Source organism: Brucella sp. IR068 (assembly GCF_049065885.1).
Classification (GTDB): domain Bacteria; phylum Pseudomonadota; class Alphaproteobacteria; order Rhizobiales; family Rhizobiaceae; genus Brucella; species Brucella intermedia.
Map to the genome: position 1 here is coordinate 25221 of NZ_JBAKHE010000003.1, position 22759 is coordinate 47979.

Sequence of the window (22759 nt, forward strand, 5' to 3'; positions counted from 1 at the left end):
CTTGCCCCCCGCAACCCCAGTCCGGGCCTCACCCTTTCGGGGCAGGGCGCATCCTGAACAGCGGCTTCTCACAACAAACAGATCGTTATTTCCGAAATTCTTGGGGTTGTTTTCAAGCAACTCGTTCACGTATATCACAAATCCGCCGATTGATGAAATATTATATTGAAAGCGGTGATTTTCCATGACGATCAATATCATGCTTTCCTTTGCCGCTTTCGGTTTAATCCTTTTCTGTTTCAAATGGCGCAAGACGGGTACTGTGCTGATTGGCCTTGCAGTCATTCTTTATGGCGCGATTGCTTCAGGCTTGGTCCCGGATTACCTGATGAACCGCCTGCAATCGCCCTATTCGTCGCAATTGCAGACGCCGCTTGAAGACAATACCGCCTTCATCATCTTCGGCACGGGAACGCAGGTCGTTGACGAGCGCGGCCAGAAAGCGGTCGAGCCGCTGGCCTTCTCCTATGCTCCGCTTCTGGCGGCAGCTGCCATGAACCGCCAGTGCGTCGACAAGGGGTTCAGCTGCAAGTTCATCGCCAGCGGCGCGGATGTGAGCGGCACCGGCGTTTCCGAGGCCACGGCCATCGCCGTGCAGCTTGAAAAGGCCGGGATCGATCCGGCTTCCATCCTGCTTGACGAAAAGAGCCGCAACAGCTGGCAGAATTCCAAAAACACGGCTGCGATCCTGCGCGAGATCAGGCCGGCGAGAGTCGTATTGTTGCAGGCCGCGCCCATGTTGACCCGCGATCTTCTTTATCTGGCGCATTTCGGCGTGAAACCCGAGCCGGTCGCCGCCGGTTTTCTGACGGGCTCCCATACCAACATGTCTTCAACTGCCCTTTATTTCCTTGTCACGGATGTGGCGCTTCACGAGGAGATCGGTCTCTGGCGCTACACGGTCTACAATTTCATGGGCTGGAACGAGCCGAGGCAGCCTGAGCTTGAACTGGCCACGAGCGGCACGCCGGCGCCTTCCGTCAAACCCGCGTCGGCCCAATGAGTTAATGATGCTATCGCTGGCATGTTTCGACCTGCCGGTGAAAAAATTATCCTCGAAATCTCCTTAAAACTGCGCGGATTTTTCGAAGTCGTTTCAAATAACGACCGGCTTGTGGCATCCTGTCGTCAAAGAGCTCTGATACTGTCTTGACCAATGAAACATGGAGGCGGTCATGAAGATATCGAGATTTTCGCTCACTCTGGCGGCATTGGTGGCTGCGGCTTCGCTGGCCGGAACGGTTGGATCAAGCTTCGCCGACCAGACACTTCTCAACGTGTCCTACGATCCGACGCGTGAACTCTACAAGGATTACAACGCCGCCTTTGCCGCCCACTGGAAGGCGGAAACCGGCGAAACCGTCACCATTCGCGCTTCCCATGGCGGATCGGGCAAACAGGCGCGCTCGGTGATCGACGGCATCAAGGCCGACGTGGTGACGCTGGCGCTTGAAAGCGATATCGACGCCATTGCCCAGCTGTCGGGCAAGATCGACAAGGACTGGCGCAAGCGCCTGCCCAACAATTCCGCCCCCTATACGTCAACCATCGTCTTCCTCGTGCGCAAGGGCAATCCCAAGGGCATCAAGGACTGGGGCGATCTGGTGAAGGATGGCGTCGAGGTCATCACGCCGAACCCGAAGACTTCCGGTGGCGCGCGCTGGAACTATCTCGCCGCCTGGGCCTGGGCCCACAAGCAGTTTGGCGGCGACGAACAGAAGATCAGGGATTACATCGGCGAGCTGTTCCGCCATGTGCCCGTGCTCGACACCGGCGCGCGCGGCTCGACAACCACTTTCGTGCAGCGCCAGTTGGGCGATGTGCTGCTCGCCTGGGAAAACGAAGCCTATCTTTCGGTCGCGGAATTTGGCGAGGATGCATTCGACATCGTCGTGCCGCCGCAATCCATTCTGGCCGAACCGCCGGTCGCGGTCGTGGACAAGAATGCCGAGGAAAACGGCACCACCAAGCTGGCGCAGGCCTATCTCGAATATCTCTATTCGCCGGAAGGCCAGGCGCTTGCCGCCAAGCATTTCTACCGTCCGTCGAAGCCCGAAATCATCCCGGCCGACAAGCAGCGCAAGTTTCCCGATTTGACGCTGGTAACGATCGATGATCCGATTTTCGGCGGGTGGGCCAAGGCGCAGCCCTATCATTTTGGCGATGGAGGGACGTTCGACCAGCTCTACAAGCCGGGAAAATAACCCGGAAACCGTGAGCAATCGGTAATATCAAATACTGAAGAGGGAACAAACCAGCGCATGACTTCGCTCCCTGCACGGGCCAGGGCAGGGTCGCACTTCAGAAAGCCGAGCGTCATTCCCGGTTTCGGGCTGACGTTCGGCTTCAGTGTTGCCTATCTGACCCTTCTCATTCTCATTCCGCTTGCGGCATTGGTGCTGCGTTCCAGCGAAGTCGGGATTTCCGGCTTCTGGCGCCTTGTCACCGACGAGCGCACGTTGAAAGCGCTCGAAACGAGTTTCGGCACCGCCTTCATCGCGGCGCTGGTCAATGTGGTCTTCGGCGTCATCCTCGCCTGGGTTCTTGTGCGTTATCGCTTTCCCGGACGCCGCTTCGTCGATGCTATCGTCGATATTCCCTTCGCTCTTCCGACGGCCGTGGCCGGTATCGCGCTTGCCGCGATCTATGCGCCGAACGGATGGGTCGGCAGCCTGCTGGCGCCGCTGGGCATTCGCGTCGCGTTCTCTCGGGCGGGCATCGTCATCGCGCTGATCTTCATCGGCCTGCCCTTCGTGGTGCGCACGGTGCAGCCGATCATGGAGGAAATCAGCCGCGAGGTGGAGGAAGCTGCGGCAACACTTGGCGCTTCCCGGTTCCAGACCATCTGGCGGGTGCTGCTGCCAAGCCTGCAACCGGCCATCCTGACCGGCTTCGCGCTCGCCTTTGCGCGCGGCGTCGGCGAATATGGCTCCGTCATCTTCATCGCGGGCAATACGCCCTATGTGTCGGAAATCGCGCCGCTCCTGATCGTCATCAAGCTTGAGGAATACGATTATGCCGGAGCGACCGCGCTTGCCACGGTGATGCTGGCGCTTTCCTTTGCGATGCTGCTTTTCATCAATCTCATCCAGGCGTGGACACGGAGGAAATATGGTCATGGCGAATGAACCTGCTTCTTGCGCGCCCCGCGAAAGCCGGAGCGCCGTCACCGAGAGCCCGCTAACGCGTGTCACGCTGATCGCTCTGGCGCTGGCTTTTCTGGCGCTCTTCCTCATCTTGCCGGTCATCGCGGTCTTCGTTGAAGCCTTCCGCAAGGGAGCGGGCGAATATCTGGCGGCGCTGGTCGAGCCGGATGCGTGGGCTGCGATAAGGCTGACCCTCCTGGTTACAGCCATTGCCGTGCCGCTCAATCTGGTCTTCGGCATTGCGGCGGCGTGGGCGATCGCCAAGTTCGAATTCAAGGGCAAGGCGCTGCTGACGACGCTGATCGACCTGCCGTTTTCCGTCTCGCCGGTCATTTCAGGCCTCGTCTTCGTGCTGCTTTTCTCAAGCCACAGCCTGCTCGGGCCGTGGCTGTCGCGGCATGGCATCGAGATATTGTTCGCCGTTCCGGGCATTGTGCTGGCGACGGTGTTCGTCACATTTCCCTTCGTCGCGCGCGAACTGATCCCGCTGATGCAGGAACAGGGTACGGGCGACGAGGAGGCGGCGATTTCGCTCGGCGCCAATGGCTGGCAGACCTTCCGCTATGTGACGCTGCCCAATATCAAATGGGGGCTTCTCTACGGCGTGCTGCTGTGCAATGCGCGGGCTATGGGCGAATTCGGCGCGGTTTCCGTCGTCTCTGGACATATTCGCGGTCTCACCAATACGATGCCGCTGCATGTGGAAATTCTCTACAACGAATATAACTTCGTCGGTGCGTTCGCGGTGGCGTCGCTGCTGGCTTTTCTGGCGTTGCTGACGCTGGCCATCAAGACGGCGCTCGAATTGCGCTATGGCGATGAACTGGCTGGCAGCGGAAACGGGCATTGAAATTAAATCGACGGTCGCCCGCATGGCGGCAGGGGAAAGGATTGGGAATGGAAGTTCGTGTTGCCGGAGTGCGTAAGGAGTTCGCTCGCTTCCCGGCGTTGCATAATGTCTCGCTGGATATTCGTTCCGGCGAGCTGATCGCCTTGCTGGGGCCATCCGGTTCGGGCAAGACCACGCTTTTGCGCCTCATTGCCGGGCTGGAAACGCCGACCGAGGGGACGATCTTCTTCGGCGACGAGGACGCATCGCAGAAGAGCGTTCAGGAGCGCAATGTCGGTTTCGTCTTCCAGCATTATGCGCTGTTCCGCCATATGACGGTTGCGGACAATATCGGCTTCGGCCTCAAGGTGCGCCCAAGCGCGACGCGCCCGTCGAGCGACGCCATTCGCAGCCGCGCGCTGGAACTGCTCGATCTCGTCCAGTTGCAGGGGCTGGAAAAGCGCTATCCGGCACAGCTTTCCGGCGGCCAGCGCCAGCGCGTCGCTCTGGCCCGCGCCATGGCGATCGAACCGAAAGTCCTGCTTCTCGACGAGCCGTTTGGCGCGCTCGATGCGCTGGTGCGCAAGGAGCTGCGCCGCTGGCTGCGCGAGATCCACGACAAGACGGGCCACACCACCGTTTTCGTGACCCACGATCAGGACGAGGCGCTGGAGTTGGCCGACCGCGTGGTGGTGATGAGCCAGGGCCGTATCGAGCAGGTAGGCACGCCGGACGAAGTCTACGACAATCCGAATTCCCCGGGGGTCTATGGCTTCATCGGAGAATCGAGCACGCTTCCCGTCCGGGTCGAAAAGGGTGAGGTCTGGCTGGTGGACCGCAATATCGGCCTGACCGTCGAAGGCGTGGCCGACGGGGACGCGCAGCTCTTCTTCCGTCCGCACGATGTCGAACTGCTGGACGGTTGCGGCGGCTGCATCGCAGGCACGGTGGTGGCGAGCCGCCGTTCGGGCGGCAAGCGGCGCGTCGAACTGGAAGTCGGCGGCGCGCGCGAGCGGGTCGAGATCGAAATCCCGGCCGAACATCCCGCGGCGGAAAAAAGCCGCATCGCTTTCCGCCCACGTTACTGGAAGCTTTTTCCGACATCCGAACCAGCTTCGTGATCGTCACTTTACGGTGAATGGCCGGTCTGTCGAAACACGAGGCCCGGCGGATGCGCGGTGATTCCCGCGCATCCGCCGGGCTTCCTCCATATTGACTGATGCGAGGCGCGCGGCGCCGAAATTTCCCGGCGCCTTACCAGAGGTGGTATTATTTTTGTTTTCAATATGTTAGGGTTGCAGGAAACGGGGTGTTTCATAACGCAACATTAATAGGCGGAAAGAATTGTGCGTTGCGATTTAAACGGTTTGAATATCAGCACATTGCGCCGTCGCATTTTAGCCAAATGCAGCCGACATTCAGGGAACCGATCACGGATACTGCCGTTTCCCTGAAATGAAAATTCAGACTAATGTCAGTGTCCACCCGCCGCATATAACTCATTTCCTTCGGAAAGGCTGTTAAGGCAGATGCCGGAATTGTCTTCTTCGCTCTCCAAATCAACCTCTACCGAGAATAAATCGCCGATGCAGCAGCCTTCGATGGAGCCCAAATCCAGCGAACGCGATGCGTCGGGCCAGATTCCCCCCGAACAGCCGTCGCCCATCCGGGCCTTGTATAAAACCGAGGAAGAACTTGGCGCGCTTGCCGCTGCCGTGGCGCGGGGCGAAGACATTCCGCTGCCGGGCTATATTGCCTTCCCGTTCGATCAGCGCCTGTCGGAAAACGGCAAGCTGATCCTGCATGCCTATCGCGCCTCCGATGCCGCCTCGCGCGCGGGTGAAACCATCACCCCTGCCGCGCAATGGCTACTCGACAACCACTACCAGATCGACAAGAACGTCCAGCAGGCGCGCCGCGACCTGCCGCGCCGCTTCATCCGCCAGCTGCCGCTCTACAAGGCGCCGGTTGAAAAATACGAGGGCATGCCGCGCATTTTCGCGCTGGCCTGGCTCTATGTCGCGCATACGGACAGCAATTTCTCGCTGAAGACGCTGACGGCCATCGTCAAGGGTTTCCAGACCGTCGAGCCGCTGAAGATCGGTGAGTTGTGGGCGCTGCCGTCTGCGGTGCGCTATTTCCTGATCGAGAATGCGCGACGTCTGGCGCTGCGCGTCGACCGCGCGCGCATCATGCGCAATCTCGCCAACACGGCTGCCGACCGCATCGTGGTCGCTGCCGACGGAGCCGAGCTGGATTCGGTCCTGGCGCAATATGCCGATGCCGCCCGCGACAGCACCTTCGCGACGCATCTCCTTTATCGCCTGCGTTCCTCCTCCACCGACACCACGGCAGCTGCCCACTGGCTGGAGCGGATTCTGGAACAGGAAGGCAGCAACCCGGAAGACGCAATCGTAGAGGAACATGCCCGCCAGTCCACCGGCGGCGTCACGATGGGCAATGTCATCCGCAGCCTGAAATCCATCGATGACGTGGATTGGGAAACCTGGTTTGAAACCGTCAATGAGGTCGATGCGATCCTGCGCGACCACAGCGATTTCGAGCTTCTGGACTTCCGCTCCCGCAATGCCTACCGCGTGACCATCGAAAAGCTCGCCCGCTATTCGGACATGAGCGAAATCGACATCACCTGGGCGGCGCTCAAGCTGGCGGAAGAGGGCCACCGGGCCGAAAAGGCCGGTCATCCGGAAGCCGAGGGCAAGGGTGCAATCGCCTATTACCTGTCGGGCGAAGGCCGCACCGAGCTTGAAAGGGTCTGCGGTTACAAGGCGCCGTTCGGTGTCAGGGCGCTGCGTTTCTATCGCGGCCTTGGCCTCTTGGGCCTGTTCATTCCGACGGCGATCTTCACGATCCTGATTCTCACTCTCGTCAATTACTGCATGATCCGCGCCGGTCTTTCGACCGATCTGCGTACGCTGTTCACGCTGCTGGCGCTCTTCCCGGCGATGGATGCGTCCTATTCGCTGTTCAACGCGCTGGTGCCGTGGTTCGTGCAGCCGACGCGCCTCATCGGTTTTGAATATAAGGAAGGCTTGCCCCAAGAGGCGCGCACGCTGGTCGCGGTGCCGACCTTCATCACCTCGCGCGATTCCATCGACGAGCAGATTCGCAATCTCGAAGTGCATTATCTCACCAATCCGCGTGGCGAAATCTACTTCGCGCTGGTCAGCGACTGGACCGATGCGAAGCACGAGATCACGCCTGCGGATATGGAAATCTACGAATATGCGCGTGAGGAAATCGCCAAGCTCAACGAGCACTATACGGGCGACGACCAGCCGCGCTTTTTCCTTTTGCACCGCCGCCGCCTCTTCAACGAGAAGCAGAACTGCTGGATGGGCTGGGAGCGCAAGCGCGGCAAGCTGCATGAGCTGAACCTGTTGCTGCGCGGCGATCAGGATACGAGCTTCTTCCCGCCGGACGAACGCCTGCCGAAGGAAATCAAATATGTGATGACGCTGGACGCCGATACGCGTCTGACGCCGGAATCCGTCACACATCTGGCTGGCAAGCTCAGCCATCCGCTGAACCGCCCGATCATTGACGAAAAGACCGGCAAGGTCATCCGTGGCTATGGCATTCTCCAGCCGCGCGTCACGCCATCGCTGACGACGGGCGACGAAGCATCATTCCTGCAGCGCGTCTTCTCGGTCAATCGCGGCATCGATCCTTATGTCTTTGCTGTGTCCGACACCTATCAGGACCTGCTTGGCGAAGGCACCTTCACCGGCAAGGGCCTTTACGACATCGACGCCTTCGAGGCCGCGCTGAAGGGCCGCGTGCCGGAAAACACGCTCCTCAGCCACGACCTTCTGGAAGGCGGCTATGCCCGTGCCGCGCTGGTCAGCGATGTGGAGGTAGTCGAGGATTATCCGACCGGCTACAATGTCGACGTTTCGCGCCACCATCGCTGGGCACGCGGCGACTGGCAGCTTCTGCCATGGCTGTTCTCGACCAATGCAGGCGTCAGCGCCATCACGCGCTGGAAAATGGTCGACAACTTGCGCCGCTCGCTCAACCCGATCCTGTGGCTGATCGCAGCCGTCGTCGGCTGGAGCGTGCTGCCGATCGGGCCTGCCGCCGTCTGGCAGGGCTTTCTCATCCTTTCCATGTTCGTGGCGCCGACCTTCGGGATCGTCACCAATCTCATCCCGCGCAACATGGATTATTCGCTGAAAGGCCATGCGCAGTCGGTGCTGACCGACATTGCGCTCGGCACGGCGGATGTGGCGCTGCGCACCACCTTCATCGCCCATTCGGCGTTCCTGATGGCGGACGCCATTGCGCGCACGGTCTATCGTCTGTTCGTTTCACACCGCAACCTTCTGGAATGGCGCACGGCGGCGCAGGCGAGAACCTCTCCAGATACGCTGCTTTTCTATTTCCAGCTCATGTGGCCCGCCATGGCCATTGCGGGTCTGGCGATCTTCTTCCCCCTTGCCGCTGAAAGCCATGCTGCACTGATCGCCGCACCGTTCGCCGTCATCTGGTTTGCCTCGCCGCTGATCGCCTGGCTCGTCAGCCGTTCGGCCAAGCCGCAGGACACGCTGGAAGTGCTTTCTTCCGACAAGTCGGACCTGCGCCGCTATGCGCGCCGGACCTGGCGTTACTTCGCCGAGTTCACCAATGAGGAAAACCACCATCTGCCGCCGGACAATTTCCAGGAAGACCCGGCGCCCATCGTCGCGCAGCGCACGTCGCCGACCAATATCGGCGTCTATCTGCTGTCGGTCATCGCCGCGCGCGATTTCGGCTGGATCGGCTTCGGCGAAACGCTGGATCGTGTCGCCGCAACCGTCAATACGCTCGAAAAGATGGAGAAGTACCAGGGCCACCTCTACAACTGGTACGAGACCAACACGCTGACGCCGATGCGGCCCCTCTATGTGTCGGCGGTGGACAGCGGCAATCTCGCCGGTCATCTGGTTACGCTGTCGTCTGCGCTGGAAGAATGGGCGGAAGCACCCTCCGTCTACATGCAGGGCGACCTCGACGGCATTCTCGATGTCAACGACATCCTTGAAGAGTCCATCGCGAAAATCCCCGACGACCGCCGGATACTGCGTCCCCTGCGCCGCCGTCTGGAAGAGCGGATCGCCAATTTCCGCCGTGCCGTCCTGTCCATCAAGGACGAGCCGGAGACGGCATCCTTCCGCACCATCAACCTGTCGCTTTTCGCTACCGACATCGTTCGCCTGATGGACGAACTCGATGGCGAAATCGAAACCTCCGCAAGCGCGGAAGCGGTGGAATGGGCGCGCATTCTGGTCGATACCTGCAAGGCGCATACCGACGATTCTATCGGCGAGCATGACACGGACGCGCTGCGCGAGCGCCTGCGCGATCTGGCGACCCGCTCGCGCCAGCTTGCCTTCGACATGCAGTTCGGCTTCCTTGAGCGGAAGGAACGCCGCCTGCTTTCCATCGGTTTCCGCGTGCAGGAAAACGAGCTGGACGAAAGCTGCTACGATCTTCTCGCATCGGAAGCGCGTCTGGCGAGCCTGTTTGCCATCGCCAAGGGCGACGTGCCGGTCGAACACTGGTTCAAGCTTGGCCGTCTTCTGGTCCCGGTGGGCTGGAAGGGCGCTCTGCTGTCCTGGTCCGGCTCGATGTTCGAATATCTGATGCCGCCGCTGGTCATGTCGGAGCCGCTCGGTTCGCTGCTCGACCAGACCAACAAGCTCGTGGTGCAGCGCCAGATCGACTATGCGACCTCGCGCGGCCTGCCCTGGGGTATTTCGGAAGCGGCGTTCAATGCGCGCGACGCGCATATGAACTACCAGTATTCCAACTTCGGCGTGCCGAATCTCGGCCTGCAGCGCGGCCTGTCGCGCAACGCGGTCATCGCGCCCTATGCGAGCCTGCTCGCCGCGCAATACCAGCCTGCCGCCGCCGTCGCCAACCTCAAGCGTCTTGCCAAGCTCGGCGCGCTTGGACGCTACGGCTTCCATGATTCGGTGGACTTCACCCCGTCGCGTGTCCGCGAAGGCGAACTCTGCGCCGTCGTGAAGAACTACTATGCCCACCATCATGGCATGTCGATCATCGCGGTCAACAACGTGATCTTCGAAGGCCGGATGCGCGAGCGTTTCCACTCCGATCCGGTGATCGAGGCTGCCGAACTGCTGCTGCAGGAAAAGGCGCCGCGCGAAATTCCGATGATCTACGCCAAGACGGAAAACCCGATGCGCGTGGATTCCGGCGGTTTCGACGATGCGCCGATGCGGATCGTCGACAAGCCGTTCAAGGCGCCGCGCACCACGCATATGATGTCGAACGGACAATATGCGCTGATGGTGACGGCCAACGGCTCGGGCTACAGCCGCTGGCACAATTGGGACATCACCCGCTTCCACGCCGATGCGTCGGAAGACCTGCAAGGCACTTTCCTGTTCCTGCGCGACATGGAAAGCGGCTATTGGTGGTCGGCAACCGGCGAACCGGTCCGCAACCCGGATGAGGAAACCAAGACGGTCTTCACCGAGGACAAGGCGGAATTTTACAAGACCGCCGGTGATATCAAGACGGTCATGGAAGTCATCGTGTCGTCGGAATCCGATGGTGAGGGCCGCAGGCTCGACATCATCAACACCTCCGCCCGCGACCGCATGATCGAGGTCACCTCCTATGCGGAACTGGTGCTAACCGACAGTGACAGCGACGCCGCCCATCCGGCCTTTGCCAAGATGTTCGTGGAAACCGAAATCTCCGATAACGGTTCGACCATCTATGCCAAGCGCCGCAAGCGCGCGCCGTCCGATCCCGATATTCATGTCGCGCATTTCGTGACCGATCTTTCCGGCTCGATCCGCGAAACGGAAGTGGAAACCGACCGCCGTGCCTTTGTCGGACGTGGCCGTTCCTTGCGCGATGCGGCAGCCTTCGACGCCGGCGCCAAATTCACCGGCAGCCAGGGTTGCGTGCTCGACCCGATTGCTTCGGTGCGCACGCGCGTCCGCGTTCCGGCGCACAAGAAAGTGAGCCTCGTGTTCTGGACCTTCGCAGGCGGCAGCCGCGATGCGGTGGAACACGCCGTGGCGACCCATCGTCACCCCGAAACCTTCGCCCGCGAATATTCCCTTTCCTGGACATCGTCGCAGGTGCAGCTCTATCATATCGGCATCAAACCCGCGGAGGCTGCGGATTATCAGAAGGTCGCCGCCTATCTGCTCTATCCCGAGCGGACGCTGCGCCAGCCGCCTGAAACCATCGCCAGCGGCCTCGGCAAGCAGTCGGACCTGTGGCCGATGTCGATTTCCGGCGACTATCCGATCTTCGCGCTGCGCATCGACAATGAAGCCGATCTCGACGTGTTGCGCGGTGTGCTGCGTGCGCAGGAATACTGGCGCTCGAAGGGCCTCACGGTCGATGTCGTGGCGGTCAACGAGCGCGCCTTCTCCTATGCGCAGGATACGCAGCGCGCCATCGACTGGATCGTCGAAGGATTCCGGGCGCGTGGTGGCGGCCAGCCGCACATCTTCGCGGTGCGCCGCGACCAGATGAGCGACGAAAGCTACAACACGCTGCTCGCTTCGGCGCGTATCGTCATGCACGCACAGAACGGCTCGCTGGCCGAACAGTTGCGCCGCAGCGAGGAAATCACCGTCGATCTCGCCGCGCGCGATGCCAAGACCGCGATTGGCGGACAGGCTTCGAGCCAGGGGCTCGGTGCCGCCGGTCTCGCGCCCATCGCCATCGAACGCGGGACGGAAGAACGCCGCCCGGCTGTCAAGCCAACGGTGAACCGTCCTGCTCCGGCAGGCGACGACCTCCGCTTCTGGAACGGCTATGGCGGCTTTGCCGAGGACGGCTCCTATGTGGTGCGCATCAACAATCGCACAACCACGCCGCATCCGTGGATCAATGTGATCGCCAATCCGAATTTCGGTTTCCACGTCTCGGCGGAAGGTTCTGCCTTCACCTGGGCAGGCAACAGCCGCGATTACCAGCTCACCCCATGGGCGAACGATCCGGTCACCAACCGTCCGGGCGAGGCGATCTATATCCTCGACCGTGAAACGGGCCGCACCTTTGCGCCGACCGGAAGCGTGCTGCGCGACGAGGCGGTGACTTATGAAGCGCGTCATGGCCACGGCTATTCGAGCTTCGGGGCCCAGCATGGCGAGCTGGCGCTTGACCTCACCCATATCGTGGATGCGGACAAGCCGGTGCGTCTCTCGCGCCTCACGATCACCAACAAGGGCCGCTCGAAGCGCAAGCTGCGCGTCTATGGCTATGTCGAATGGGTGCTGGGCAATGCCCGCGCCAAGAATGTGCCTTTCATCGTGCCGTCGCAGGACGAGGAACTGGGCGCGCTCTTTGCGGGCAATCCGTATCATCCCGACAAGTCGGGGCAGGTCGCCTTCTTTGCCGCGACCGAAAAGCCGCAATCGGTTACGGCCGACCGCAGCGAATTCATCGGCACCACCGGTTCGGTGGACAAGCCGGAGATCGTGCTGGCAGGCAAGGCGCTATCGGGCACCGTTGAAGCGGGCCGCGATCCATGTGCCGCGCTCGCCCTCGACATTGAAGTCGGGCCGGGTGAAGCCCGTGAAATCGTCTTCCTGCTCGGCAATGCCGCCGACCAGAAACAGGCAAAGGCGCTGATTACCGAGACGCGCAAGGTTTCGTTCAGCGATATGCTTGCTGCCGCGAGGCAGCAGTGGGAAGGCCTCTTCGACCGCGTTCAGGTCAAGACGCCGGACCCGGCTTTCGACCTTCTGGTCAATGGCTGGCTGCCCTATCAGGCAATCGCCTGCCGTATATGGGCCCGCGCTGCCTTCTATCAGGCAAGTGGTGCGTTCGGCTTCCGTGATCAGTTGCAGGACACGCTGTCGCTGCTTCTGATCGATCCGACGCTTGCCCGTGCGCAGATCCTCAACGCCGCATCGCGCCAGTTCCCGGAAGGCGATGTTCAGCATTGGTGGCTGCCGGCAACGGGTGCGGGTGTCCGCACGCTCATCTCGGACGATGTCGTCTGGCTCGGCTATGGCACCTCGCTCTATGTCGAGACGACGGGCGACCGCGCCATCCTCGACGAAAAGCTGCCGTTCCTCGAAGGGCGCAAGCTGGAGGAGGGCGAACATGATGCCTTCTATCAGCCGGAAATCTCCAGGCAGACGGCAAGCCTCTACGAGCATTGCGCGCTGGCGCTCGATCTCGCCGTTGCGCGCACCGGCAAGCACGGCCTGCCGCTGATCCTTGGCGGCGACTGGAACGACGGCATGAATCTCGTCGGCGTGAAGGGCGAGGGCGAGAGCGTGTGGCTCGGCTGGTTCCTCGCCTATACGCTCGGCAAGTTCATTCCGATTGCCGAAGCGCGTAAGGACGTAAAGCGCGTCGACATATGGAAAGCCCATCTGGAAAGCCTGACGGCTGCGCTCGACCGCGACGGTTGGGACGGCGAATGGTATCGCCGCGGCTTCTTCGACAACGGCGCGCCGCTTGGTTCCAAGGACAGCGACGAATGCCAGATCGATGCCATCGCGCAGTCGTGGAGTGTGCTGTCCGGCGTGGCCGATCCGAAACGCGCCGAACAGGCGATGGCCTCGCTCGAAAAATACCTGCTGGATGACGAGGGCGAATTGCTGCGTCTCTTCACGCCGCCTTTCGACAAGACCGTGCAGGAGCCGGGCTATATCAAGGGCTATCCGCCGGGTGTCCGCGAGAATGGCGGCCAGTACACCCATGGCGCGACCTGGGCGATCATGGCGCTTGCCCGTATGGGCAGGACGGCGGAAGCCTGGAAGCTCTTCTCGCTCATCAGCCCGGTCAGCCATGGCCGCAATCCGGATATCTACCGCGTCGAGCCCTATGTGATCGCAGCCGACATCTATTCCGTCGAGCCGCGTCGCGGGCAGGGCGGCTGGACCTGGTATACCGGCTCCGCCGGCTGGTTCTACCGCGTGGCAACCGAGGGTATCCTCGGCGTCACCAAACGCGGCGACCGCCTGCATCTCGACCCGGCCCTGCCGCCGGAATGGGATGGCTATGAAGCGGAACTCCGCTTCGGCGAAGCGCTCTACCGCGTGAAGGTCGTGGCCGGTGGCAAGGACAAGGCGGTCAAGCTCAATGGCCGCAAGATCGGCAAGCCGGAAGAGGGCGTGCCGATCAAGCCGGATGGCGAACATGAAATCGTCGTAGAGCTTCCCAAACAGAAGTGAACCGATTAAAAAGGCGGGTGAAAACCCGCCTTTCTTTTTGCTGCAATTCCTCTGGGGCGGTTGCAGTACAAGTTCATGCAATGGAGGCCGTCATGGCCAAGACTGATATTGCGCGCCGCGTCTACAATCACGCATGGAAGCTCGATCCCATCGTCCGCAGCCTTCTGGACACGGACTTCTACAAGCTTCTTATGCTGCAGATGATCTGGGGCCTCTACCCCAAGGTGGATGCAACCTTCTCGCTGATCAACCGCACCACTTCCGTGCGCCTTGCCGATGAAATCGACGAGGGCGAATTGCGCGCACAGCTCGACCATGCCCGCACGCTGCGTTTCTCCAAGAAGGAAATGATCTGGCTGGCGGGTAACAGCTTCTATGGCCGCAAGCAGATTTTCCAGCCCGAATTCCTGAACTGGCTGCATGATTTTCAGTTGCCGGAATATGAGCTGCGCCGCAAGGATGGGCAGTATGAGCTGCATTTCCATGGCGCCTGGTCGCATACGACCATGTGGGAAATTCCCGCACTTGCCATCATCAACGAGTTGCGCTCGCGCGCGGCGATGAAAAACCTCGGTCCATTCTCGCTCGACGTGCTCTATGCGCGCGCCAAGGCCAAGATGTGGAGCAAGGTCGAACGCCTGCGCCAGCTTCCGGGCCTGAAGATTTCCGACTTCGGCACGCGCCGCCGCCATTCCTTCCTGTGGCAGCGCTGGTGCGTCGAGGCGCTGAAGGAAGGCATCGGCGATGCCTTTACCGGCACCAGCAATGTGCTTCTGGCCATGGATACGGACCTCGAAGCACTTGGCACCAATGCGCATGAATTGCCGATGGTGCTGGCGGCCCTTGCAAGGAATGACGATGAACTGCGTTCCGCGCCCTATCGCGTCCTGCAGGACTGGAACCGCTATTATGGCGGCAATCTTCTGATCGTGCTGCCCGATGCTTTCGGCACGGCTGCCTTCCTGCGCAATGCGCCGGACTGGGTTGCCGACTGGACCGGCTTCCGCCCCGACAGCGCCCCGCCCATCGAAGGCGGCGAGCGCATCATCGAATGGTGGAAGTCACGCGGCAAGGACCCGCGCGAAAAGCTGCTGATCTTTTCCGACGCGCTCGATGTGGATACGATCGAGGAAACCTATCGTCACTTCGAGGGGCGCGTGCGCATGAGCTTCGGCTGGGGCACCAATCTCACCAATGATTTCGCGGGCTGCGCCCCGAAGGAAATCGAGGGGCTGAATGCCATCTCGCTCGTCTGCAAGGTGACGGATGCCAACGGCCATCCGGCGGTCAAGCTTTCCGACAATCCGCAAAAGGCGACCGGCGATCCCAAGGAAGTGGCGCGCTATCTCAAGTTCTTCGGAAATGAAGAACGGGTGGAGCAGCTCGTTCGCGTGTGACGAGCTGCAACGCGCTTTAATCCTTGTTTTGACGCGCATCTTATCCGAAAACCGTTTCACGCTTTTCGGGATGCGCTGCTATTCCATCAGCCGTGCGGTGCCGGAAACGCGGATGGAACCGCCGCGCTCATTGCCGATCTGGGCGCGCAGGTGCGACGGGCTGCCCATGTCCTCGCCCTGAAAGACTTCGATCTCGCCGCCATGCGGCCAGCCGCTGTCGCGCAGATAAGCGGCAAAGGCCGCGGTCGCGGCACCGGTGGCCGGGTCTTCATAAACGCCGCCCGATGCAAACGGGTTGCGGCTGTGGAAGCGTCTTGGCGTCTCGGAATAGATAAGCAGGATCGTCGTCCAGCCCTGCCGGTTCATCAGGGTGCGCCCGCGCGCCATGTCGTAATGCATCGAGGCGAGCCTCTCGCGGGAACGAAGCGGCAGCACGATATGGTCCGCACCGGCGTGGATCAGCGCGGGAGCAAGACCGGGCGCCAGATCGTCCTTTTCAAAGCTGAACAGCGCCAGCGCCTGCTCCACTTCCGCATCGTTGGCAGCGCGCTGGCGGGTTGGCGGCGATTGCAGGCTGGCGGCGAACAACTCGCCTTCCTTGCGGCCATCGACGCTGATATCGCCATTGTTGAGCTTGAGCGCGAAACGCCCGTCGCCCTCGCGCATGGCCAGCGCAGCGCCGAGCGCAATGGTGGCATGGCCGCAGAACGGAACTTCCATTTCCGGCGCAAAATAACGAACGCGCCAGCTGTCGCCTTCCGGCGCGGCAAAGGCGGTTTCGGAAAAGCCGACATCCTTGGCGATCTTCTGCATGTCTTGCGGGGAGGGCAGGTGATCGGCAATCAGCACTCCAGCGGGATTGCCGCCCTGATTGCCTTGCGAAAAGGCTGCAATGCGCAACACGTCCATGGTTTCTCCTCGCCAGTCTGATTCGTGTCCCGCCCCTCCCTATAAAGAGCGTGAAATGTGGCTGGTCAAGCCGTCTGTCGGCTAGCGGAAACTATCAACAGCATGGGCCGCTCCATTTCCTCCGACAGCCCCGGCCATGCCTCGATCTGCTCCGCGGAGGGGCGCCATTCCTCCAGGCGATTGATGGCAAATCCTGTATCGATCAGGGCGTTGACCGTGGTGCTGAGACGGCGGTGATATTTGATGACGCCTTCCGCCAGCCAGTCGGTCCGCCGCTCGCCCTCCACGGCATAATGATCGACAGGCCAGTGCTTCCCGCCATTCTGGTCTTCGATCCAGCCCGGCGCTAGCGGTGCCATGAAAATCGGATGCTCGATCGTGAATACGAAACGGCCTTGCGGCCGCAAAGCCGCATGGATCGTTTTCAAAAGACGCGGGAAATCGCGAATATAATGAAACGCCAGCGAACTATAGACGAGATCGAAGCTCGCTTCGGGAAGGTCCAGCTCTTCCATGTCCGCCTGAACATAGCGGACAGCGTCATCCGGCGTATCGCGGCGCGCGCGTTCGAGCATGTTTTCCGAAAGATCATAACCGATGACAGAGGCCGCGCCCTGTTCGCGGGCGAAGCGCGCGAACCAGCCGAAACCGCAACCGAGGTCGGCAACGTCACGGCCTGTCAGGTCGGGCAGAAGGGAACGGACAAAGGGCCATTCCGGTGCGCCGTCCAGCCCGTGTACCGAGCGCGGCAACTGGCTGTAGGCAGTGAAGAAATCGTCGCGGTCATAAATGTTCTGGGCCATGGTCTATCGTTCGGTCAGTGCGAGCTTGGCCCCGAGCGCGACGAACGCGGCTGCAAAGCTGCGGCGCATCCATGCAAGCACGGCGGGGCGTGAGATGATCTGGTTACGGACGGCAGCGGCAAAGACACCGTAGATTGCAAACACCACGAATGTCATGGCCATGAAGACGAGCGACAGTTCCACCATGCGCGCCACCGTTGCGCCCTGCTGCGTATTCACGAATTGCGGCAGGAAGGCAAAGAAGAATATCGACAGTTTGGGGTTGAGAAGGTTGACGAGGATCGCAGACCGGATGACTTCCCCGTCTGAACGCGGCGCGTCATCGGTCTCGATTTTCAACGTGCCGTGCTCCTTGAGCGTCATACAGGCCATATAGAGCAGATAGGCGACGCCCGCATATTTGATCAGCTCGAAAGCCAGTGCGCTGGCATGGAGCAGGGCAGCAAGCCCGGTCACGGCGGCCAGCATGTGCGGCACTATGCCGAGCGTGCAGCCGAGCGCGGCAATGACCGATGCGCGTGCGCCACGGGACAGGCCTGCCGCAAGCGTTACCAGCACGCCGGTGCCGGGCGACGCAACTATGATGAAGGATGTCAGCAGAAATTCGATGCTCATGATGCGTCAGCTTTCCTTTGCGCATTGTCCGCGCAAAACCGCTTCGCACTTTTGCTGGAAATGCCCGTACCGGTAATGGCGAACTGGCAATGCTCGTGCAGGCATCATGTCACGGCTTTGCCGTGCGTCAATCCTTCATCTCATGCGCCCATGGCGGGTTTGCCCCTGCGCGGGCGACGGTTACGGCAGCAGCCCGCACCCCTAGCGCGACAGCGGAATGAATCTGGTCTTCGGTAAGGTCCGCGAGCGCATCCTTGTCGAGAAGACCCTGATTGTGAAGGCTGGCGAGAATGCCCGCATTGACCGTATCGCCTGCGCCAACCGTGTCGACCACGTCCACTTTCACGCCGGGCACGCGCACGGTTGCCCGCGCGGTATAGGCATCGGCCCCATGTGCACCCTTGGTGATGACCACCAGTTTAGGCCCAAGCTTCAGCCATTCGGCGGCGATTTCATCGTGGCTGCCCTTTTCGCCGAACCAGTCGAGGTCTTCGTCGGAAAGCTTGACGATATCGGCCAGCGCGATCATGCGCTTCATGCGGGCCAGATGCTTTTCGCGGTCAGTGATGAAGCTGGTGCGGATATTCGGATCAAGGAACATGACCCGCTTAGGCGCCTCGCGCGTCATTAGTGCCTCATAGACACTGCCGCACGGCTCGGAAAACAGGCTGATGCAGCCAAACAGCATGGCGTCGACGGCGTCGTCCACATAGGGCATGTCGCTCTCGGCCAGCATGCGGCCGGCCGTGTTCTCGTCATAGAAGGCGTAGCGGGCCTGCCCATCCACCAGGCGCACGAAAGCCAGCGTCGTCGGACGATCCGAGATGGCGGCGAAGGAATAATCGACATTGGAGCGCGCCAGCGTGTCGCGCAATATCTCGCCGAAAAAATCCGACGAGATGCCGGAGAAAAATCCGGTCGGGACGTCGAGACGTCCAAGCGCGATGGCCGTATTGAAAACTGAACCGCCTGCAAAGGGCTGAAACGCGGTTTCGCCCGCTGCGGTTTCACGGGGTAGCATGTCGATCAGGGATTCACCGCAGCAAAGGATCATCGGTCGTTTCTCTGGTTCTAAATCGATTGAATGGAGATAAACAAAAAGCGCGGAGAATTTCAATCTCCGCGCCTTGCATGGTGTCAGACGTGCTGGCCGCCATTGATATGGATTTCCGAGCCGGTCACATAGGATGAGGCTTCGGAGCAAAGGAAGTATATGGTTTCCGCCACTTCCGATGTCTTGCCGAGGCGGCGCATAGGAAGCTGTTCCACCAGCTTGTCCGTTCCCGGCGAAAGGATCGCCGTATCGATCTCGCCCGGTGCGATGGCATTGACCCGAATGCCGTAGGGGCCGAAATCGGATGCCATCTCGCGGGTAAGCGCGGCGAGTGCGGCCTTGGATGTCGCATAGGCTGTACCAGCGAAAGGGTGTACGCGGCTGCCAGCTATCGAGGTCACATTGACGACCGAGCCTTGCGCCGCTTCCAGTTCCTTGAACAGGCCGCGCGCCAGCATGATCGGCGCCATGAAGTTCACCTGAAACACGTCGCGCCAGACCGCCATCGGCGTTTCGATGGAATTCATGCGGCGTCCGCCTTCCGCCTTGGGCGAAATGCCGGCATTGTTGACCAGTGCATGAAGCTTGCTGCCATCTGCTTCGAGGCGGCGGCGGATTTCGGCAATTGCCTTGCCGACATCCTCCTGATCGGCGAGGTCCACCTTGATGTGATCTTCCGGGCCAGCCGGCCACGGGCAATTGTCGGAAAAATCCTGTCGCGAGCAGGTAATGACGCGCCATCCGGCGCGCGAAAAGCGCTTCACTGTCGCGTGGCCGATACCACGGCTGGCGCCGGTCAGGACCAGCGTCTTGCGCTCGGCATCTGCCTTGGAAGTATCGGAACCGGCAACGTCTGTTTTGGTGACTGGGGACATGGAAACCTCGCTCTCCGATCTTGAATAGACCAAGCCGCTCAAGATTTCGAGGGGAATCGGAGCACATTCTGAAAAGTGAGAGCGACTGCGCGATTCACCAGTTCCCGGTGAGTGAAATTCATCGGGAACCGGGGCTCATGGCTCGCTCAGCGCGGAACGTATTGCTCCAGCTCCGGCAACAGGACGACGCTTTCCTGCTCGTTTGGATCGGTTCGCGCTATTATGGCTGTCGCGGGTTTGTCGCTGAGATTGGCCGGAAGATGCGGGACACCTGCCGGAATGTAGAACATCTCCCCTTCGCGAACGATGACATGCTCCTCGAGCTTTTCGCCGAACCAGCAATGCGTTTCCCCGGAAAGCGCATAGATCGCCGTCTCGTGGGACGCATGAAGATGGGCCTTGGCGCGGGCACCCGGCGGGATGGTCAGAAGATGCATGCAAATGCCTTCCGAACCGACAGTTTCGGCTGCAATTCCTTCAAAATAATCAAGGCCCTGTTTCCCGGAATAAGTGTTTCCCGGACGGACGATCCGGCAGACCGGTTTCGATGAACTATTCATTCTCTGCCTTCCTTCTAAAATGACTTTTGTTGCTAAGGTCTATTGCGAGTTCCCCATTATGATATCGAGCAGTGTCGTGGATTTTCCCGATTGTTGCGGTTGTCCGCCGCCGACATCGCCCGGGGGCAACGGACGGAAATCGTCATTGGCATTGGCCGGGTAGGCCACAGCACCGGGCTGCTGGACGGTGCCGCGCATCGTGGAATCCGGCGCAGGCGGCCAATAGCCATCATCGCCATTACCCGCCATCGGCTGGCCGCCATAGGGATCCTGCGGCATCAGGCCCGGGTCGTAGGGCGCATTCGGGTCGATGCCGTCGCTGCCGCCGGGGACGATGTTCTGGATGTCGTAATGGCCGGGAAGCTCGGCGATCGGCACGCCCTTGTGCGCTTCCTTCATGAAGCTTTTCCAGGCCGCGACCGGCAAGGTCGCGCCGAACACGCGCTTCATGCCCTTGCCATCGTCATTGCCGAACCACACGCCGGTCGTGAGGTTGGCGGTATAGCCGACGAACCATGCATCGCGGAAATTCTGGCTGGTGCCGGTCTTGCCTGCGGCGGGCCAGCCGAAGGCGGCGCGCTTTGCCGTCCCGTCTTCGACGGTGCGTCGCAGCATCGCGTTCATCATGCCGACATTGCGCTCGTCTATGACGCGCGGCCCGACGCCATCTTCCTTCTGGTAGAGAACCTTGTCCTCGGAATCGGTCACTTTGGTTATGAAATAGACCGGCGCGCGATAGCCGCCATTGGCAAAAGGCACATAGGCATCGGTCAGTTCCAGCAATGTCACTTCCGACGTGCCAAGCGCCAGCGAGGCATTGGCCTCGAGTTTCGATTGAACACCGAGCCTGTGCGCCGTGTCGATCACGGTCTGCGGGCCGACTTCCATGACGAGCTGTGCGGCGACGGAGTTCAGCGAGTGGGAAAGTGCTGTGGCCAGCGTCACCTGCCCCATATATTTGCCGTTGTCGTTGCTGGGGGTCCATTTGCCGATGCGGACCGGTGCGTCGTTGCGCACGGAATCCGGTGTGCGGCCTTGTTCAAGCGCCGTCAGATAGACGAAGGGCTTGAAGGAGGAGGCGGGCTGGCGACGGGCATCCGTTACACGGTCGAACTGGCTGGTGGCATAATCGACCCCGCCGACCATGGCGCGAACCGCGCCGGTGCTGTCGATGGAAACCAGCGCGCCCTGGCTCGCATTCATCTTTTTGCCGTTCTGGGAAATCTGGTCCTTGATAGCCTCTTCGCCTGCGCGCTGCAGGTTGAGATCGATCGTGGTGTGAACGGTAATGTCGTCCTTCGCCTCACCGATCAGTTCGGGCAGCGCGGCCACCACCTTGTCGGCGACATAGTTTTCCGAACCCTGCCAGTAGGAAGGCGCCCGTGTCGGCGGTTCGCTTTCGGCGATGGCCATCTGGCTGTCGTCGATCATGCCTTCCTCACGCATCGCCCCCAGCACCAGCTTGGCGCGCGCGGCGGCGGCTTCCGGATCGCGGGCAGGTGACAGGCGCGACGGAGCCTTCAGGAGACCGGCCAGGGTCGCCGCTTCCATCAGGTTCACCTCCTTGGCGGACTTGTTGAAATAACGCCGCGAGGCTGCATCGACGCCGAACGCGCCAGAACCGAGATAAACCCGGTTCAGATACATCTCCAGAATCTGGTCCTTGGTGTATTTGTGCTCCAGCCACAGGGCGAGCATGACTTCCTGCACCTTGCGTTCCAGCGTGCGGTCGGGCGAAAGAAACAGGTTCTTGGCAAGCTGCTGCGTGAGCGTCGAGCCGCCCTGAACGGCGCGACCAGAAACGACATTGGTTACAACCGCGCGGGCAAGGCCGATGGGGTCGATGCCGAAATGCGAATAGAAGCGGCGGTCCTCGATGGCGATGACCGCCTTCGGTATGAAAGGAGACATCTCCTGCAGGGTGACCGCCTCGCCGCCGGTCGTGCCGCGATTGGCGATCAGGTTGCCGTTGACGTCGACGATGCGCACATTGGGCGGACGGTCGGGAATGGCCCAGTCAGTCGTCGGTGGCATCTTGGCCGCGAAATAGACCAGCATGCCCGCAAAGGCGATGCCGCCCCACAGGCCGAGCACCAGGCACCAGTAGATCGAGCGCCGCACAAAGCCGAAGAAGCCGCGCGGCTTCTTCTTGCCGCGGCGCGAGGCGCGCGGTTCCGGTCCATCCGATTGCCTGCGTCGGGGCTGCTGCGAGCGAGCCATGCGGTCCTCCTCGTCGACGCGAAAAACCTCATCGTCTTTTTTCTCTTCGCCACCGAAGGAAGGTTCGATGCGCCGGTTTTTGTCGTCACGCGATGCCATGTCAGTCTGGAGCCGCCCACCCGATTGCCGGTCCATGCCGTGATGCGGACCGGTCATTTTGAACAATG

General features: G+C 61.0%; 14 protein-coding genes. 7 read left to right on the forward strand and 7 right to left on the reverse strand.

Annotated elements, in window-relative coordinates; all coding sequences use genetic code 11:
- Nucleotides 1-184: 184 nt before the first annotated feature.
- From ACOWVS_RS05935 to pncB, 7 genes are all read left to right on the forward strand, one after another.
- Nucleotides 185-1003 (forward strand): YdcF family protein, encoded by an 819-nt coding sequence (locus ACOWVS_RS05935; protein WP_021586417.1) that lies wholly within the window; start codon nt 185-187, stop codon nt 1001-1003.
- A 172-nt stretch (nt 1004-1175) separates the two neighbouring features.
- Nucleotides 1176-2204 (forward strand): sulfate ABC transporter substrate-binding protein, encoded by a 1029-nt coding sequence (locus ACOWVS_RS05940; protein ID WP_006472933.1) that lies wholly within the window; start codon nt 1176-1178, stop codon nt 2202-2204.
- Nucleotides 2205-2261: 57 nt separating this feature from the next.
- The gene (gene cysT / locus ACOWVS_RS05945) at nt 2262-3128 is read left to right on the forward strand and encodes a sulfate ABC transporter permease subunit CysT (RefSeq protein WP_021586416.1); all 867 of its coding nucleotides are present in this window, start codon (nt 2262-2264) and stop codon (nt 3126-3128) included.
- On the forward strand, nt 3118-3996 hold the full coding sequence (gene cysW, locus ACOWVS_RS05950) for a sulfate ABC transporter permease subunit CysW (protein ID WP_021586415.1): 879 nt from the start codon (nt 3118-3120) through the stop codon (nt 3994-3996). The genes cysT and cysW overlap by 11 nt, the downstream gene beginning before the upstream one ends.
- Nucleotides 3997-4043: 47 nt before the next feature.
- Nucleotides 4044-5096, forward strand: coding sequence for a sulfate/molybdate ABC transporter ATP-binding protein (locus tag ACOWVS_RS05955; RefSeq protein WP_021586414.1), 1053 nt, complete (start codon nt 4044-4046; stop codon nt 5094-5096).
- Nucleotides 5097-5504: 408 nt separating this feature from the next.
- Complete coding sequence (locus ACOWVS_RS05960) at nt 5505-14159, forward strand: GH36-type glycosyl hydrolase domain-containing protein (protein WP_021586413.1); 8655 nt, start codon at nt 5505-5507, stop codon at nt 14157-14159.
- 92 nt (nt 14160-14251) lie between these two features.
- Complete coding sequence (gene pncB, locus ACOWVS_RS05965) at nt 14252-15556, forward strand: nicotinate phosphoribosyltransferase (protein ID WP_006470929.1); 1305 nt, start codon at nt 14252-14254, stop codon at nt 15554-15556.
- Nucleotides 15557-15634: 78 nt separating this feature from the next.
- Here the strand turns inward: pncB and ACOWVS_RS05970 are convergent, their stop codons facing one another.
- The 7 genes from ACOWVS_RS05970 to ACOWVS_RS06000 form a co-directional block, all read right to left on the reverse strand.
- On the reverse strand, nt 15635-16465 hold the full coding sequence (locus ACOWVS_RS05970) for a PhzF family phenazine biosynthesis protein (protein WP_021586411.1): 831 nt from the start codon (nt 16463-16465) through the stop codon (nt 15635-15637).
- Between the two features lie 65 nt (nt 16466-16530).
- Nucleotides 16531-17268 (reverse strand): class I SAM-dependent methyltransferase, encoded by a 738-nt coding sequence (locus tag ACOWVS_RS05975; protein WP_021586410.1) that lies wholly within the window; start codon nt 17266-17268, stop codon nt 16531-16533.
- Between the two features lie 3 nt (nt 17269-17271).
- Entirely contained in the window at nt 17272-17883 is a 612-nt protein-coding gene (locus ACOWVS_RS05980; protein ID WP_021586409.1) for a LysE family translocator, read from the reverse strand.
- Nucleotides 17884-18010: 127 nt separating this feature from the next.
- Nucleotides 18011-18937: a carbohydrate kinase family protein gene (locus tag ACOWVS_RS05985; RefSeq protein ID WP_021586408.1), complete on the reverse strand. Its 927-nt coding sequence runs from the start codon at nt 18935-18937 to the stop codon at nt 18011-18013.
- A gap of 83 nt (nt 18938-19020) precedes the next feature.
- Nucleotides 19021-19812: an SDR family NAD(P)-dependent oxidoreductase gene (locus ACOWVS_RS05990; protein WP_006470925.1), complete on the reverse strand. Its 792-nt coding sequence runs from the start codon at nt 19810-19812 to the stop codon at nt 19021-19023.
- A gap of 146 nt (nt 19813-19958) precedes the next feature.
- A complete protein-coding gene (locus ACOWVS_RS05995; protein WP_021586407.1) occupies nt 19959-20372 on the reverse strand; it encodes a cupin domain-containing protein in 414 nt (137 codons plus the stop codon).
- A gap of 39 nt (nt 20373-20411) precedes the next feature.
- Nucleotides 20412-22691, reverse strand: a complete 2280-nt coding sequence (locus ACOWVS_RS06000; RefSeq protein WP_031346517.1) for a transglycosylase domain-containing protein — start codon at nt 22689-22691, stop codon at nt 20412-20414.
- Nucleotides 22692-22759 lie beyond the last annotated feature (68 nt).